13 protein-coding genes are annotated in these 16,276 nt (G+C 62.3%); 9 read left to right on the plus strand and 4 right to left on the minus strand.

Annotated elements, in window-relative coordinates; genetic code table 11:
* On the minus strand, nucleotides 1–427 hold a 427-nt coding region (locus tag K206_RS0132000), incomplete at its 3' end, for a DNA-binding protein (protein WP_008646545.1).
* Nucleotides 428–602: 175 nt separating this feature from the next.
* Between K206_RS0132000 and K206_RS0132005 the strand changes: the two genes are divergently transcribed.
* The 3 genes from K206_RS0132005 (at nucleotide 603) to K206_RS42135 (ending at nucleotide 5,723) form a co-directional block, all read left to right on the plus strand.
* Nucleotides 603–1,778 carry a tyrosine-type recombinase/integrase gene (locus tag K206_RS0132005; protein ID WP_008646544.1) on the plus strand — a complete coding sequence of 392 codons (1,176 nt, stop codon included), beginning with the start codon at nucleotides 603–605 and terminating at the stop codon, nucleotides 1,776–1,778.
* A 39-nt stretch (nucleotides 1,779–1,817) separates the two neighbouring features.
* Nucleotides 1,818–5,144 (plus strand): DEAD/DEAH box helicase, encoded by a 3,327-nt coding sequence (locus K206_RS0132010; protein ID WP_008646539.1) that lies wholly within the window; start codon nucleotides 1,818–1,820, stop codon nucleotides 5,142–5,144.
* A 135-nt stretch (nucleotides 5,145–5,279) separates the two neighbouring features.
* Entirely contained in the window at nucleotides 5,280–5,723 is a 444-nt protein-coding gene (locus tag K206_RS42135) for a calcium-binding protein (RefSeq protein WP_223277442.1), read from the plus strand.
* Here K206_RS42135 and K206_RS39900 read toward each other — a convergent pair.
* Together K206_RS39900 and K206_RS0132020 are read right to left on the minus strand one after the other, a co-directional pair.
* Nucleotides 5,714–6,484 (minus strand): site-specific integrase, encoded by a 771-nt coding sequence (locus tag K206_RS39900; RefSeq protein ID WP_020206395.1) that lies wholly within the window; start codon nucleotides 6,482–6,484, stop codon nucleotides 5,714–5,716. The genes K206_RS42135 and K206_RS39900 overlap by 10 nt on opposite strands.
* Nucleotides 6,481–7,419, minus strand: coding sequence for a DNA-binding protein (locus K206_RS0132020; protein ID WP_004635320.1), 939 nt, complete (start codon nucleotides 7,417–7,419; stop codon nucleotides 6,481–6,483). Before K206_RS0132020 ends, K206_RS39900 begins: the two co-directional genes overlap by 4 nt.
* 598 nt (nucleotides 7,420–8,017) lie before the next feature.
* Between K206_RS0132020 and K206_RS43980 the strand changes: the two genes are divergently transcribed.
* Nucleotides 8,018–8,194: a hypothetical protein gene (locus K206_RS43980; protein WP_004635326.1), complete on the plus strand. Its 177-nt coding sequence runs from the start codon at nucleotides 8,018–8,020 to the stop codon at nucleotides 8,192–8,194.
* 603 nt (nucleotides 8,195–8,797) lie between these two features.
* On the opposite strand, the gene K206_RS0132030 is transcribed toward K206_RS43980, so the two are convergent.
* Complete coding sequence (locus K206_RS0132030; RefSeq protein ID WP_004635330.1) at nucleotides 8,798–9,256, minus strand: MgtC/SapB family protein; 459 nt, start codon at nucleotides 9,254–9,256, stop codon at nucleotides 8,798–8,800.
* 249 nt (nucleotides 9,257–9,505) lie between these two features.
* Here K206_RS0132030 and czcN point away from each other — a divergent pair, with 249 nt between their 5' ends.
* The 5 genes from czcN to czcA form a co-directional block, all read left to right on the plus strand.
* A complete protein-coding gene (czcN, locus tag K206_RS39905; RefSeq protein ID WP_020206397.1) occupies nucleotides 9,506–10,156 on the plus strand; it encodes a heavy metal efflux RND transporter CzcN in 651 nt (216 codons plus the stop codon).
* 314 nt (nucleotides 10,157–10,470) lie between these two features.
* Nucleotides 10,471–10,818, plus strand: a complete 348-nt coding sequence (gene czcI / locus K206_RS43320; protein WP_011229345.1) for a CDF family cobalt-zinc-cadmium transporter CzcI — start codon at nucleotides 10,471–10,473, stop codon at nucleotides 10,816–10,818.
* 75 nt (nucleotides 10,819–10,893) lie between these two features.
* Nucleotides 10,894–12,150 (plus strand): heavy metal efflux RND transporter CzcC, encoded by a 1,257-nt coding sequence (gene czcC / locus K206_RS0132050; protein WP_024570390.1) that lies wholly within the window; start codon nucleotides 10,894–10,896, stop codon nucleotides 12,148–12,150.
* 17 nt (nucleotides 12,151–12,167) lie between these two features.
* Nucleotides 12,168–13,730, plus strand: coding sequence for a heavy metal efflux RND transporter CzcB (gene czcB, locus K206_RS0132055; RefSeq protein WP_004635340.1), 1,563 nt, complete (start codon nucleotides 12,168–12,170; stop codon nucleotides 13,728–13,730).
* 16 nt (nucleotides 13,731–13,746) lie between these two features.
* Nucleotides 13,747–16,276: heavy metal efflux RND transporter CzcA (czcA, locus tag K206_RS0132060; RefSeq protein WP_020206399.1), on the plus strand; the 2,530-nt coding region annotated here is incomplete at its 3' end.

Raw genomic sequence — 16,276 nt, forward strand, 5'->3', positions numbered from 1 at the left:
TTTCCGTTTTCTGAGGCGACCCCAACCGGGCCTGCTGGTCCTCGAGCTGGCTACGCAGCGTCTTCACTTCGGCTTCAAGCCCCAGGTTGACGGTTGCCAGGGACTCAGCGCGCGCGGTGGCGGCCGCCGCTTCGGACTCCAGCTCTTCGCCCCGCTGTGCGAAGACCTGCTCACCGTGCTCGATGGCGAGCGCCCAGAGGGACAGCATCGCATTGGCAACGGCGGGCGGGAGTGCGGCGCTCAAGGCGTCGACGCGCGCCTGCTCATCCTTCCAGAGCTTGAGTTCGTCGTTGATCGTCGTCCGGCTGCCCTGGCGGATTTCCGCGTAGATCAGGTCGACGGTGAGTTCATGTGGGCGTCGGCCGGCAGCAACGAGCCGCGCGGCGGCTTCACGGGTGCGAAAGCGGGTATTGCTGATGCGGCTCATTGGAACTAAACCTGAAAAGTGCTCCGGGAGCTGGGTTTTGAACTAAAATCTTCATGTATATGATGGTATCACATTATATATATAACGATGTCTTCTAGAAATTTACGATAAGACCGATAATCGTAAGCATCCCAGGTGTACGATGCGAGACCCTGCCGAAAAATCGCGTCAGTCCATGAACCTGCCCGCCACCGAGCCTGTTGTCCCCCTCATGCTGCCGGCCGCACTGGACGGCCACGACGGCACGAATCGCGCGCGCGGCGCTAACCGACAGATCACGGCCGATACCGACCTTGAGGCCGTCCGCCTGTGGCTTGCCGAGTACGCCAGCTCGCCGCACACGCTGCGCAGCTACCGCAAGGAAGTGGTGCGGCTGCTCGTCTGGGCGACGCGCACGCTGGGCAAGCCGCTGTCGAGCCTTACGCGCGAAGATTTCCTGATTTACGAGCAATTTCTTGCCGCACCGTCCGCAAACTGGGTCGATCCCGTCCTGCCACGGCGCGGGGGCACGCGGCGGCTGTTCGACGGGCCGCTTTCCGAGCGCAGCCGGCGCCAGGCCCTCGGTATCCTTTGCGGGCTGCTCAATTACCTGGTGGCCGCCGGATACCTTGCCGGCAATCCGCTTGCACTGCGGCGCTCGTCCTCGGCAATGCCGGCACGGACCCGCCGCATTGAACGTTACCTCGATCACGCGCTTTGGCAGGTTGTGCTGGAATCGATGGAGACCTGGCCGCAGGCCTCCGCGCGCGAGCGCCAGCACTACGAACGCAGCCGATGGCTGATCCGGCTGCTGTACCACACCGCATTGCGGGCAAGCGAAGCCGCCAACGCACAGGCGGCGGACTTCTTCCAGCGTCGCGGCCGCTGGTGGCTGCACGTCATCGGCAAGGGTGGCGCCGAGGGCGAGGTACCAGTCTCCGACACCCTCATGGCCGACTTCGCACGCTACCGCGCATTCCATGATCTGGCACCCATGCCCTTGCCGGCCGAAAGCACGCCGGCCGTCATGAGCATCGCCGGCGACGCCAAGCGGCACCTGACGCCGACGGCCATCTACCTGATTGCCAAGGAAGTGTTCCGCCGGGCCGCCGACACCCTCGAGCCAACCGATCCGATCGGCGCGGCCACACTGCGCCGGGCCTCGACGCACTGGCTGCGGCACTCGGCGGCTTCGCATCAGGCCGACGCCGGCACTGATATCCGCTTTATCCAGAAGAACCTTCGCCACGCCTCGATCGAGACGACCGGGATCTACTTGCACGCCGAAGATGACCGCCGGCATGCCCAGACCACTCAGGCGGGGTCAGAACCGGAAGCCGCTGCCGTACCGGCCGGGAGCCTCCCCGCGTAGAATGCTCCCCGCGTTGTCAACCTCTGAATCCCTCAACCGATGTCTGTCTCCTACGATCCCCGCCAAATTGCGGAATGGCTGGACTCCTACACGGTGTCCAAGGCTCGCTCCTATGCGAGCGCTGTCTCGGAGTTGCGCTGGATCGACGAGGATACCTTGGCGGGACTGGTGCAAGGCACCCGTACGCGCCCGTATGACGTGCGTGCGTATTTCCACGACATCGACGAAGACATGTGGGTGGAGGGAGAATGCACGTGTCCGGTCGGCGTTGACTGCAAGCACGTGGCAGCGCTGTTGATCGCCGGCCTTGCGCACCAGCCGAAGCCATCGGCCGCCGGCGTGCGCGCGGAACTGGTGACCTGGCTGGAAAATTTTCGCGCTCGACGCACGGCAGCCAATCCCGCTGCCAAGAAAAAACCAGCCAAGGCCACGCATGCCCTGGCCTATGTGATCGGGCAATCGTATCGCGGCTGCGAGATTTCCCTCTACAAGGCCCGCGTGGGGGCCGACGGTACGATTCGCTCGGTCGACGATCGGTGGCAGAACGTCGAGAAAGCGCTGGTCGAACCGCCGAAATTTGTTTCCGAGGAGGATCTGTCGATCCTGCGCGGATTGTGGCTGGGCCGCTCGCATGCCGCCTATACCGGTGGTTTTGCTCTGCAGGGCGCAACCGGCGCCGCCATCCTGGAAAAGCTCATCGCCACCGGGCGTGCATTTACTTCCTTTGTTCCCGCAGGCGCCCACTACCCCGGATCACACTGCCCGGTGCACTGCGGATCAGAGCGCGGCGCAAAGATGACCTGGCAAGCGCAACCCGACACGCGCGTGCGGCCAGTCTTGCAGGCCGAGCCACCCGCCACCCTGTTGCTGACGACCACCCAGCCCTGCTGGTATGTGGACGCGCATTCTGGCGAAGCTGGCATACTCGCCATGCCGTGGCCGGCGGAACAGGTCACGGATTTCCTGTCGATGCCGGCCATCACGCTGGACGAGGCGGCGCTCGTTGGCAATGTGTTGCGTGAAGTCGCCCCCGACCTACCCATGCCGCCCGCGCCCGACGCGTCGTCCGTGCAGGTGATCGACACCGTAGCGACGCCCGTACTGACTCTCGACACCTTGCCGACCTGGTCAGTGTCGCCACTGGATTTTGCGACGGTCAGTTTTGATTACGCAGGTCACAGCATCCCTGCAAATAGCAGCACCACCCTCGTTCGCACTGCTGGCAGCGAGGTCATCCAGATCAAAAGAGACGCCAATCTCGAGCGGAAACGTCAGACCGAGTTGCAAAAGGCGGGCTTCAGAAAAATTCCGGCCAACCGTGCATATGGTTACAAACCGTTTCCAGATGGCATCCTCGGCCCCGAAGATGTCGACGACTGGCCGGATCTCATGAAGCTGGTGCTACCCGCACTACAGGCAAGCGGCTGGCGCGTCGTCATGAGCGACGAGTTTCGGCACAACGTGATCGAAATCGAAGCGATTGACGGCAGCCTGCGTCAGACCGGCGACGGCTGGTTTGACGTCGAGATGGGCATCACAGTCAATGGTCGCACGGTGCGCCTGGAGCCGCTGCTAGCAGACCTCTTTCGTCGCGATGAGCGCTGGCTGTCGGGCAGGCTCGATACCATCGCGGACGACGAAGCGATCGACATGAAAACCGACCGCAACGAGCGGCTTCGCCTGCGTGCCGACCGGCTTAAACCAGTCGTGCGCGTGCTGATCGACCTGTTCGACTCGCTCGGCACCGGCATGCGCATTTCCGAGTGGGATGCGGCCCGGCTCCATGCGCTGGATCAGACCGGGCGCTGGCAGTTTGACGGCGACGCATCGATCCGGCAGCTCGCGCAGCGCTTGATGGCGGGTCCTGGGGTGACAGACGTGCCGGTACCGCGTGGCCTGAAGGCCGAACTCCGTACCTACCAGCGTCAGGGTCTTGCCTGGATGCAGTTCCTGCGCGAACACGGGCTGTCCGGCGTGCTCGCCGACGATATGGGCCTCGGCAAGACCATCCAGGCACTTGCGCACATCCTCACCGAAAAGGAACGTGGCAGGCTGGACCGGCCTGCGCTGATCGTCGTGCCAACGACCCTCATGCACAACTGGTGCGAGGAAGCGCAGCGCTTCACGCCGAAGCTGCGCGTCCTGGATCTGCACGGGCCCCAACGCCACGAGCGCTTTGACCAGATCGGCAAGCACGATCTCATCCTGACCACCTACGCCTTGCTGTGGCGTGACGAGGAAGTTCTTGCCAAGCACGACTTTCACCTGCTGATCCTAGACGAGGCGCAGTACGTCAAGAATGCCGCCACCAAATCCGCCGCAACCATCCGCGAACTGCGTGCAAGACACCGCCTTTGCCTGACAGGCACGCCGCTCGAGAACCATCTCGGCGAACTGTGGGCCCAGTTTGACTTCCTGCTGCCTGGCTTCCTCGGTACCCGTCAGGACTTCACCCGCCGCTGGCGCACGCCCATCGAGAAAGGCGGCGATGCTGTTCGACGTGAACTGCTCGCGCGACGCATCCGACCGTTCATGCTGCGTCGGCGCAAGGATGAGGTCGCCGCCGAGTTGCCCCCGAAGACGATGATAGTGCGCACGGTCGAGCTCGAAGGCGCGCAGCGTGACCTGTACGAGACGGTGCGCGCGGCCATGCAGGAAAAGGTCCGTGCGGCCGTCGCAGCAAAAGGCCTCGCGCGCAGCCACATCATCGTGCTGGAGGCGTTGCTCAAGCTGCGCCAGGTCTGCTGCGATCCGCGGCTCGTCAAAATCAGCCAGGCGGCCCGGATCAAGGAATCGGCCAAGCTTGATCTGCTACTCGACATGCTGCCCGAACTAATCGAGGAAGGCCGTCGCATCCTGCTGTTCTCGCAGTTCACCAGCATGCTCGACCTCATTGCGGCGGCGCTGGAAAAAGCTGGGATTCCATACGTCATGCTGACCGGGGATGCCACCGATCGCGTCACACCAGTCAAGCGCTTCAAGCAAGGTGAGGTGCCGCTTTTCCTGATCAGCCTGAAGGCCGGTGGCGTTGGCCTGAACCTGACGGCGGCCGACACCGTCATTCACTACGATCCCTGGTGGAATCCCGCCGTAGAAAATCAGGCGACCGACCGCGCTCACCGTCTCGGGCAGGACAAGCCTGTGTTTGTTTACAAGCTGATCACCGCCGGCAGTGTTGAGGAGAAAATCGTCGCGATGCAGGAGCAGAAGGCGGCGCTTGCCAACGCGATCCTGTCGGAAGATGGCGCCGGCGCCGTCAAGTTCTCCGCCGACGACATCGAGGCGCTCTTTGAGCCGATCCCGGCCGCACCACCTGTTGTGGCACCGGCGGCGAAGCCCCGATCCCGCACCAGGACGGGAACATAAAAATGGCCTTGCCGCGACGCATAGTCGAGGTCTGACCAGCACGAACCCCAATGGCAAAAACGGGCGACAACCAACACGAACAGCGCATCTCGATGGAGATCGTGGTCGACCGCGTACACCGAAGAAGAATGCGCGATGGCGTGGTACTGCCATCTCGAGGACAGTCTGAGCTTTCCATTCGAAGCGCGGGTACGTCAGGCGATGGTGGCCTCCCCGCTGCGCTCAGGTGACAGAGTCTCCGTCTTCAGACTCGCGCATGATCAGTTGTGCCGCGTTGCCATCTTCGTGCACGCACTTTACAACCAGCGTGAACTCGTCGTGCCCCTTGCCCAGCTTGTTCCCGTCCGCGCCGACCAGAGCACGCACCTTGCCGTCTCTGACTGGCACTACTGGCACGACCAAGGTTGCAGCTTCTGCCCCCCGCACGATCTGACATCCCCCGGCATAATCCCCGAGCGCAACTTACAGGGCGCTCGGGCCGTTATCAGGTCAAGTCGCACCCTGCCAGCCCTTGCCTGGTCAGGGGCTGGCGGAAGATTTGCACTTTTCGGGGGATGGGCAGAAATAGCCTACCAGTAGCCGTAGAGGCTTGCCACCACCGCCAGCGCGCGCGTGCGGGTCGCTTCTGACAAGGGCGGCGCGGCGTCCTCCCTGCCGGTCTCCCCGTGCTGCAGCGCGTGCCGGTAGCCGAGCAACCGCTGGCGCGTGAGGTCCGAGAGCGGCCCAAGCTCGTGCGCGCCGCACCAGCGCATCAGGCGGCGCAGTTCGGCGCCATAGGCGCGCAACGTGTGGGGCGAGCGCCCGGTTCGGTCGCGCAGGAAGAGCGCCAGCGCCTGTGCATCGTCGGCGGCGCCGAGCGTGTTGGCCGCCGCGTGCGGCTGGGCGAAGCGGCCGGCGCGCGTGAGCCACGCGTGGTCAGCAGGGCCGTAAGCGGCCAGCCACGGGTTCGCCGCGACAGCTCCCCTCGCTTCCGCGGCGGTCGGCACCGTTGCTTCGCTCGCTAAGGCGGCGGTGGACCGGATGCGGCGCCGGTGCGTGTGCAGCAGCCGCGCGAGGACCGTCTCCGGGCGGGGCGCCAGATCCGCCGTCACCGTGCGCAGGCGCCCGCGCTCCCAGTATTCGACTGCCCCATCGTGCGCCAGCAGCAGCTTGAGCACGGTCGGCTGCGCGGCCTTGGCGTCGGCCAGCGAGCCATAGCGGCGCTTGACGCGCGCCAGCGTCCAGTGCGCGTAGACCGGGTGCCCGAGTGCCTCCGCCAGGTAGGCGAGGGCCGCCGCGACGGTGGCCGGCAGTGGGCGCGGCGGCACCGCGCCCGTATCGATCCAGTCGGCCGGCTTCATGACTGGGCGGTCCGCTTGGCGGCCGCCTTGCCCGTCGATCTGGGCACGCGCGTCTTGGCCGCTGGTGGCGCCGCGGCCAGGGTCGCACGCAGCAGCTCGTCGAGCTGGGCGCGCTGGCTGGCGGTGACGGCCTTGAGTGCGCTCGCCTCGCCCGCGGCGGTCTGGCGCGCGGCCCGCTCGCTGGCCAGGTCGGCGTCGAGTCGTGCGCGCTCGTCTTCCAGCGCGGCGATGCGCCGCTCGGCGAATTTGAGTTGGGAGGCCAGTTGCGCGCGCTCGGCCCGCACCGCGTCGCGCTGGTGCGCGGTTTCCTGCAGGAGCTGCTTCGACAGCGCCTCGTAGCGCGCCTGGGTGGTGGCGATCGCCTCGGTGTGGGTGCGCTCGCCCGCCGTGGCGCGCTCCTGGGCGGTCGCCAGCGCCGCCTCGAGCTCGCCCCGGCGTGCGGCTTGCTCATCGGCGCGCGCGCACGCCGCCGCCTGGGCGGCGCACGCTACGGCCAGCGCGGTGTCGCGCGCGGCGAGCTGGCCGCGCACCTCGCTCAGTTCGGCCCGCAGCAGCTCGACCCGCAGTTCGGCCTCGGCGCGGGCGGCCTCGGCGGTGTCGGCTGTGGCTTGCGCCTCGCGCTTCAGGCGCACCACGTCGTCGAGCTGCACCGCGACCGCGGCCTGCCACAGCGCGCGCATCGCTTCGGCGATCTCGACCGGAATCTCGGGCAGGGCGAGGTCGGCCAGGCCCGAGCGCACCACCTCGGCCTCGATCGCGTTGAGCGTACGCGACAGCGTTGCAGGGTCACCGCCGCCCAGGCGGTCACGCAGCTTGCGCACCGACACCACGCGGCGAAAGCGTGCGGCCGTGGGCGGCGCCGCGTCGCCGGCCTCGGTGAGCATGGCCAGCACGGTGGCGCGGATCTGGTCGGGGGTGGCGGCGAGGCGGGGCATGGCAGTTTCCGGAGGCGCATTTCAGCCTATCTTACGCACATACCTAACGTTAGAAAAGCCATTTATGTGTTGCTTGGGAAAACCAAAGACGGATAAATCTAGTTATCTTGCGGAAACAATGGCTTCCAGCCACAGGGCGCGCTTGGCCGCGCGGCGGGGGCGGTCAACGTTCCAAAACCAAGGGGAAAAGGACCAGTCAGCAAGTGACTGATTTGACTAGGGTTTTAGGGTGGGCATCACCCTGGAACCCGCATGGCTGCTACGGGTGGCTACCCCGGTAAATTGCGGCGAAATCAAGGGGACCCCTGATCCAGACATTCGTCTATTCGCTGGCCTGGCCGCATATCCAGTGGGCGGCGATGCTGGTGGTGCGGCTGCGCCCGGGTGCGGGTAACTAGTCGCTGGACGAACTGTAGGGGGCGAGCACTAACCGTCTCGCGCGGCGGCTTGCGAACCATAGGTCGGCCCGCGGCCGGAAAAATGCTTGACCTTCCCTGCCGTGGGAACGTCCATATTAACCATGGGGGACAGAAGCCCCTGCGGCGTGGCAGGACCAAGTCGGCAGAGAGCATCGGATTTTCCGCCGGAGGTTAGTCAAATGGGCGTTCCGGGGCGCACGTTGTATGAAGAGGTCTTTGCGGTGTTCGAAAGGGCATGCCAGGAAAGCGATTTCGAGCTGGCCGAGGACCTCCTGCTCGCCCTAGAAGCGATGGATCGCCGGCAGGAAGCTCATCGGCAACTCGACCGCGCCTACCTGCTGCTAGCCGATCTCTGAGAACGGGAGTCCCCCGACTTTGGTTTCTACCTGCTTGCCATCGGCTGGCCAATGCCCCTGGGGACAGCAGTGGTCCTCTTCCATGCCTTAGCGTGCAATATTTTCCGTTTTCTGAAGTGACCCCTTCTTTACGGAGTCCCGCGTATACCAGTCGTTCTTCTCGACAACCGGCTCTTTGCGATAGTGCCGCATGACCCGAAGAAAGCACTCGAGAGGCTGTTCCTTCTTTCGTAACCATCGGGCCTAACGTCGTCGGAGACAATTGCACGTTCCGGCTAATTCGAGAAACATCGTCTATTTTGCAGAAAGCGGCCGCTAACCGATCGAGCGGGGGAGTATCCGAAGGTCTTGCGAGCGCCGAGGCAATTTCTTCCATGTGCGCCGGGCTGCAAGGAAACTCATGTCGATCGGACAGTGCGCTCACTTTGGCTTGCAGAGCCGGGTTCGTGCCCTCGTGAAGGTACGCAAACAGGTTGTAATCCAGGTAAATTCTCATGCGATGGAGTTTGCGTATTGTTAAGCGCGCTCATACGTTTGGGAAATGCTGGCCGAACCTGAAGTTGGCGCATTCGCGCTGCACGTGGCTTGGGAGCAGTGGGAGTCTTACTTCTTCGACATTTGAAGGATTCTGAGCACGATGAGTGCGAAGGCAGTCGCGACGATGGCCGTCACCGCATGGCCCATGCCGGCGGCCACGCCGATCGCGGCAGCAATCCAGATGCTCGCGGCAGTTGTGAGCCCCCTGACGTGTGTCTCATTGTCCGGCTTCAGGATCGCCCCTGCACAAAGGAATCCGATGCCTGACGTGAGACCCTGAAGCACGCGGCTCATGTCGGCAAGCTGCACGCCCGCCTGGAGGGGAACCACGACAAAAACGCATGCCCCCAGCGCGACGAGCATGTGAGTGCGCACGCCTGCGGATTTTCCCGAGCTCTCCCGCTCGTACCCCAGCAAGCCCCCCAAAACGATAGAGACGGTCATTCGAACGACGGCACGTACTGCCTCGGCAGCATTAGCGAGATCGGAGAATTCCGAGCTCAATGTGCGGATGATGTCGTTCATTGCGGAGCGTCTCTGGGTGTGTCCTGAAAATGGCCAAGACAGTCTATGTCGCAGAAGATGACTGTCAGATTGCCGAGCTATGACACAACCGGATTCGCTGGCCGGGGGGCAAGATTAACAACGTATTACATTTCGGCAATAAAGCCTGACAACGGAAGGGCAACCTTAGAATGCCGGCCATTAGTGCTCGTTTTCGCGCCAGTGTGTCCACTCGAAGTGCGCGACATTCTCCTCCAGCCCCCGAACCGCATGACCGATTCTTCAATCTCCCCGTCCCAACCCGCTGGTCTCTCGAGGGCGCTGGACAATTTCCTGACACGCCACCGCATCGGCGTTTGGCGTGTTGTCGTAACGTTTGTCCTGGCAAGTCTGGTCTTTGGCCATTCTCGCTGGGACGGTACCTGGGTGTCGCCGCTGCTGCTGACGCTGGGGATGTTGGGGGTGAGCCTGGCCACGGTCGGGCGGCTCTGGTGCGCGTTGTACATTTCCGGGCGCAAGAACAATACCTTGGTGACCTCGGGTCCATATTCACTGTGTCGCCATCCGCTCTATGTCTGCAACTTGCTAGGCATTATCGGACTAGGGGCGATGACCGAGTCGCTGGCGGTTACCGCAGTCCTGGCGCTCGCATTTGCGCTGATGTACCCGGCTGTCATCCGGACGGAAGACCGCTTTCTGGCTTCCGCCTTCCCGGAATTCGCCGAATACGCACGCCGTACACCAGCGTTCTTTCCCCGTCTGTCGCTGTATAGGGGGGAGTCGACATGGACGGTCCATGTGTCTTCCTTTCAACGCAATATTGCGGACTCGGTCTGGTTTCTCGGCCTGTCGGTGGTCGTGGAGTCGTTTGATTTGTTCCATGACGCCGGCGTCCTCCGGGCGGTCGTGACGCTTGCCTGATGCGGGCAACTCCGCATACACGTACAGCCATGCACTACGCTCACGTCTCCGATTCTGTTGTCGAGAGCATGCTCGTGATGCTGGTCGGCCTGATCGTCCTGTATGTGGGGTTCGCTGTCTATTTGCGGTGGAAGCATGGGCCCGCCCCCAAGCGTAAGACTGATGAGGGGCGAAAGCGGCACCCCAAAACGAGCAGGCGAAAGCGATAATCGTAATCTGCTCTTAATGCTGGTGATCGAGGATTCATGTAAACTTCGGCGACGGCCCAGCCGTTAGTACTTCAACCCCAAGCCCCCCGCACAGTCTCCCAAGGAATGCGACGTTTCGTTCTGATCTTCGTGCTGCTCATTTTGCCGTTCCAGTTTTCCTGGGCGGCAGCGGCACGCTATTGTCAGCACGAGAAAGCCACGGCCACTTGGCACCTTGGGCACCACGAGCATCGTCATCAGCAGCCGGAAGGTAAAACGGATGCCGAGAAAAAGCCATTCGTGGATACAGACTGCGGGGTATGCCATCTGGTCTCCCTCCCGTTCGTCTATGGACAGACGCAGGACGTGTTGATAGCGAATCGGGTAGAAGTGACCGATACTCAACATTCGTCCGAGTTCTCGTCTCTGAATGCCAGGGCTCCCGACCGTCCTCAGTGGCAGCGTCTCGCTTGATCGGCGAGACGACGACTCTTTTTCTCCTTTCGTCTCTCGCCGAATTCTCCTGGTCACATACCTTGGTGCAATTCGATGCGAAGACTATTTCTGCCGCTCGGGCTGGCGGTAGCATTTCTCAGCCCAAACTTTGCCGTAGCGCAATCTGACACCGGCACGTCCATGGTGCCCGTCTTCCCAAGGGAAGCGGCGGGACCGTTGACCCTCGAGGCCGCGTTGTCGCTGGCGGCAGGAAGCAATTTCAACCTGTCCGCCGCCGCCAAGGAACTCGATTCCACAGAAGGTGGGATCATGCAGGCCCGGGTTATTCCGAACCCGGAACTCCAGACGCTGGTCGAGGACACGCGGAAATCCACCCGTACATCCACCGCCCAGATGAATATCCCCATCGAACTGGGCGGCAAGCGCTCGGCTCGTATCAATGCCGCGGAAAGGACGCGCGAACTGGCGCAGGCAACGCTGGCTGGCGTTCGCGGTGACATTCGGGCGCAGGTAATCGAGAGCTTTTTTTCCGTCTTGATCGCACAGGAACGCGTCAAGCTGGCAACTGGCTCCGCGGATATCGCTGCGAGGGGCGCGCAAGCCGCTTCACGCCGCGTCGCGGCCGGCAAGATCTCCCCGGTTGACGAAACTAAGGCACGTGTCGAACAGGCCAACGCCGAACTTGAATTGGCCGAAGCAACGGCGAGCCTGCAGTCCGCCCGTCAGGCGTTGACGGCGTTGTGGGGCAATGCATCGCCGCAGTTTGCCGAAGCACAGGGCAATCTGGACGCGCTGCCATCCAGGCCGGCGCCTGAACTCCTTCAGAAGGAGCTGGAAAACTCACCGCTGGTGGCCGCAAGCCGCGCTGAACTTGACCGCCGCCAGGCATTGGTGGGCGTTGAGCGCAGCCGCCAGTATCCGGATCTGACAGTCAGTCTGGGTGCCAAGCGAGATACAGAAGCCAACCGCAACATGGCGGTGATCGGTGTGGCGATCCCGTTGCCGATTTTTGACCGGAATCAGGGCAACTTGTATTCGGCCATTCGCCAGGCGGACAAGGCCCAGGATGAATATCTGGCCAATCGCATCAGCCTGACCCGAAATCTCCTGATGGCATCGAACCAGCTGTCGGTATCGCGCGCCTCGGCACAAACGCTGAAGCAGACCGTCTTGCCAGGCGCCGAGCAAGCCTTCAACGCGGCGACCATTGGCTTCGAGGCCGGCAAGTTCAATTATCTGGACGTCCTGGATGCCCAGCGCACGCTGTTCCAGGCACGCATCCGCTATCTCGGCGTGCTTGGACAAACCTATCAGGCGGCGACCACGATCGATCGCATTCTGGGACGTTAAGACGGGATTCATAAAACATGGCTATTTCGAACAAACAAAAGGCTGCCATTGCGGCCATCGTACTGGTGGGCGGCGTCGCGACTGGTGGCGTTCTGCTGAGCGGGCGCTCTGCGCCGGAAGAGCAGGGTGGGCACTCGGAATCCAAGGGGCATGGCGACACCGAGCACCATGGCAAGCAGGCGGCGGAAGCCGACCACAAGGATGACAAGTCACACGGCGACGGCGAGCATCACGAGGTCAAGAAGGGCCCCAATGGTGGCGCGCTCTTTTCGCGTGATGGCTATGACGTCGAAATTGGCACGGCCGAATCCAAGGGCGAGGCCCGTATTCGGCTCTGGGTTAGCAAGTCTGGGAAGGCGGTGGCAAATGGCGTGGCAGCGACAGGCCAGCTCGTGCGGGCTACGGGCGAGTCTCAAGCGCTCAAGTTCGTGGTGTCTGGCGACGCGCTGGAAAGCCAACAGCCAGTTGCCGAGCCCCATGTCTTTGACGTGACCGCAAATGTGACCTTGCCCGGTTCGTCTTCGCCACTCGCCGTGCGGCTCTCGAAAGAGGAAGGCAAGATTGAGTTGACAGCGGACCAGCTGGCCAAGACAGGGGTAGTGGTTCAAACCGCGGGCTCGGCAAAGGTCCAGGCTGGCGTCCAGTTCCCCGGCGAAATCCGTTTCAACGAAGACAAGACAGCCCACGTGGTGCCGCGACTGGCTGGCGTCGTAGAGAGCGTTCCGGCCAATATTGGGCAACAGGTTAAGAAGGGACAGGTTCTCGCGGTCATCGCGAGCACCGGACTTTCTGACCAGCGCAGCGAACTGCTCGCAGCACAGAAACGTCTGGATCTGGCGCGTGTCACTTATGACCGCGAGAAGAAGCTCTGGGAACAGAAGATCTCTGCGGAGCAAGATTATCTGAGCGCCCGCAACGCGCTGCAGGAAGCGCAGATCAGTGTCCAGAACGCGCAGCAGAAGCTGACCGCCATTGGCGCCAGCAACAGCTCGACGGCACTCAATCGCTACGAGCTGCGCGCACCGTTCGACGGCATGATCGTTGAAAAGCATATCTCGCTTGGGGAAGCGGTGGCGGACAACGCCAACGTGTTCACGCTGTCGGATCTGTCGTCCGTCTGGGCCGAGTTCGTGGTGTCTGCCAAGGATGTCGAGCGGGTGCGCATCGGCGAAAAGGCGTCGATCAATTCGGCATCGTCCGATGTGAAGGCAGATGGCACCGTTTCATACGTGGGTTCGCTGCTGGGCGAGCAGACGCGGACGGCGAAGGCCCGCGTAACATTGACCAATCCACAGATGGCTTGGCGACCGGGTCTCTTCGTCACGGTCGACGTATTCGGTGCTGATGTCGAGGTGCCCGTTGCGGTGAAGACCGAGGCCGTCCAGGACGTCAATGGCGAGAGCGTAGTCTTTGTCGCGGTTCAAGGTGGATTCGTGCCGCAGCCGGTGAAGGTCGGCCGGACAAACGGCAAGGTCATCGAGATTGTCGAGGGCCTGAAGCCGGGCGCACGTTACGCCGCCGCCAACAGTTTTGTTCTGAAGGCCGAACTTGGCAAATCCAGCGCCGAACACGGCCATTGATACGGGGGAAACAGCAATGTTTGAACGTATCATTAGTTTCGCCATCCAGCAGCGATGGCTGGTCCTGCTCGCCGTGTTTGGAATGGCCGGGTTAGGGATTTTCAGCTACAACCGACTACCGATCGACGCGGTCCCTGACATTACCAACGTTCAGGTTCAGGTCAATACCTCGGCACCAGGCTATTCACCGCTCGAAACCGAACAGCGTGTTACGTATCCGATCGAGGTCGTGATGGCCGGCCTGCCGGGACTCGAACAGACGCGTTCCCTGTCCCGCTATGGCTTGTCGCAGGTGACGGTCATCTTCAAGGATGGCACGGACGTCTATTTCGCGCGCCAACTCGTCAACCAGCGCATCCAGGAAGCCAAGGACAATCTGCCTGAAGGCGTTGTGCCGGCGATGGGGCCTATTTCGACCGGCCTCGGGGAGATCTATCTATGGACCGTTGAAGCCGAAGAGGGTGCTCGCAAAGCTGACGGGACTGCCTATACGCCGACAGATTTGCGCGAAATCCAGGATTGGGTGGTACGGCCGCAACTGCGTAACGTGCCCGGTGTCACCGAGATCAATACTATCGGTGGTTTCAACAAGCAGTACCTGGTCGCGCCGAGTCTTGAACGGCTAGCGTCGTACGGGCTGACGCTGACCGACGTCGTCAATGCGCTGAACAAGAACAACGACAACGTGGGTGCGGGCTACATCGAGCGTAGGGGCGAGCAGTATCTGGTTCGTGCGCCGGGTCAGGTTGCGTCCGAAGACGACATCCGCAACATTATTGTCGGTACAGCGCAGGGGCAGCCGATCCGCATTCGCGACATCGGGGATGTGGAGATTGGCAAGGAACTGCGTACCGGTGCGGCAACCGAGAATGGCAAGGAAGTTGTGCTGGGCACGGTATTCATGCTCATCGGCGAAAACAGCCGGGCTGTGTCAAAAGCGGTCGATGAAAAGGTCGCTTCCATTAACCGTACGATGCCGGAAGGTGTGAAGATCGTAACGGTATACGACCGGACACGTCTGGTCGACAAGGCCATTGCGACCGTCAAGAAGAACCTTCTTGAAGGCGCGGTGCTCGTCATCGTAATTCTGTTCCTTTTCCTGGGTAACATCCGCGCGGCGCTGATTACCGCGACGATCATTCCGCTGGCGATGTTGTTCACCTTCACGGGGATGGTGAACTACAAGATCAGTGCGAACCTGATGAGCTTGGGCGCGCTCGACTTCGGCATCATCATCGATGGCGCGGTGGTGATTGTCGAAAACTGTGTGAGGCGACTGGCGCATGCGCAGGAACACCATGGCCGGCCATTGACGCGCTCCGAGCGGTTCCATGAGGTGTTTGCCGCAGCGAAGGAGGCGCGTCGCCCACTGATCTTCGGTCAGCTCATCATTATGATCGTCTACCTGCCGATCTTTGCGCTGACGGGGGTGGAAGGCAAGATGTTCCACCCGATGGCGTTCACGGTCGTCCTGGCGCTGCTGGGCGCGATGATTCTGTCCGTGACGTTCGTTCCGGCTGCGGTCGCCTTGTTCATCGGCGAACGGGTGGCCGAGAAAGAAAATCGTCTCATGCTCTGGGCGAAGCGTCGCTACGAGCCGCTGCTGGAAAAGTCGCTCGCGAACACGGCCGTTGTATTGACGTTTGCCGCGGTGTCAATTGTTCTGTGCGTGGCCATTGCGGCCCGCCTGGGCAGCGAGTTCATCCCCAATCTGAACGAAGGCGACATTGCCATCCAGGCGCTGCGCATTCCTGGCACGAGCCTGTCGCAGTCCGTGGAGATGCAGAAGACGATCGAGACGACCCTCAAGGCAAAATTCCCCGAAATCGAGCGCGTGTTTGCGCGGACAGGTACGGCGGAGATTGCATCCGATCCGATGCCGCCGAATATTTCGGATGGCTACATCATGCTCAAGCCTGAGAAGGATTGGCCAGAGCCGAAGAAAACACATGCCGAACTGCTGTCCGCCATCCAGGAGGAAGCCGGCAAGATCCCCGGGAACAACTACGAGTTCTCCCAACCGATCCAGCTGCGGTTCAACGAGCTGATCTCCGGGGTCCGCTCGGACGTCGCAGTCAAGATCTTCGGCGATGACAACAACGTGCTCAGCGAGACGGCGAAGAAGGTATCGGCCGTGCTGCAGGGCATCCCCGGCGCGCAGGAGGTGAAGGTAGAACAGACCACCGGCTTGCCGATGCTGACGGTCAAGATCGATCGGGAGAAGGCGGCGCGATACGGGCTTAACATGAGCGACGTGCAAGACGCGGTGGCAACGGGCGTCGGAGGCCGTGATTCCGGAACCTTCTTCCAGGGCGATCGTCGTTTCGATATCGTGGTCCGCCTGCCCGAAGCTGTGCGCGGCGAGGTCGAGGCTCTGCGCCGATTGCCGATTCCGTTGCCAAAAGGAGTGGACGCGAGAACGACGTTTATCCCATTGAGCGAGGTGGCGACGCTGGAAATGGCGCCCGGCCCGAACCAGATCTCGCGCGAGAACGGCAAGCGCCGCATCGTGATCAGTGCCAACGTTCGTGGACGTGATATTGGTT

Origin of the sequence: Cupriavidus sp. WS, assembly GCF_000395345.1 — a bacterium.
Taxonomy (GTDB): Bacteria; Pseudomonadota; Gammaproteobacteria; order Burkholderiales; family Burkholderiaceae; genus Cupriavidus; species Cupriavidus basilensis_B.

Bases quoted from the DNA above. Each gene is read 5' to 3' on its own strand.
- czcC (WP_024570390.1), top strand. From the start codon at position 10,894: ATGCGAAGACTATTTCTGCCGCTCGGGCTGGCGGTAGCATTTCTCAGC.
- K206_RS39900 (WP_020206395.1), bottom strand. From the start codon at position 6,484: ATGAAGCCGGCCGACTGGATCGATACGGGCGCGGTGCCGCCGCGCCCA.
- K206_RS0132030 (WP_004635330.1), bottom strand. From the start codon at position 9,256: ATGAACGACATCATCCGCACATTGAGCTCGGAATTCTCCGATCTCGCT.
- czcI (WP_011229345.1), top strand. From the start codon at position 10,471: ATGCGACGTTTCGTTCTGATCTTCGTGCTGCTCATTTTGCCGTTCCAG.
- czcN (WP_020206397.1), top strand. From the start codon at position 9,506: ATGACCGATTCTTCAATCTCCCCGTCCCAACCCGCTGGTCTCTCGAGG.
- K206_RS42135 (WP_223277442.1), top strand. From the start codon at position 5,280: ATGGCGTGGTACTGCCATCTCGAGGACAGTCTGAGCTTTCCATTCGAA.
- czcB (WP_004635340.1), top strand. From the start codon at position 12,168: ATGGCTATTTCGAACAAACAAAAGGCTGCCATTGCGGCCATCGTACTG.
- K206_RS0132020 (WP_004635320.1), bottom strand. From the start codon at position 7,419: ATGCCCCGCCTCGCCGCCACCCCCGACCAGATCCGCGCCACCGTGCTG.
- K206_RS0132005 (WP_008646544.1), top strand. From the start codon at position 603: ATGAACCTGCCCGCCACCGAGCCTGTTGTCCCCCTCATGCTGCCGGCC.
- K206_RS43980 (WP_004635326.1), top strand. From the start codon at position 8,018: ATGGGCGTTCCGGGGCGCACGTTGTATGAAGAGGTCTTTGCGGTGTTC.
- K206_RS0132010 (WP_008646539.1), top strand. From the start codon at position 1,818: ATGTCTGTCTCCTACGATCCCCGCCAAATTGCGGAATGGCTGGACTCC.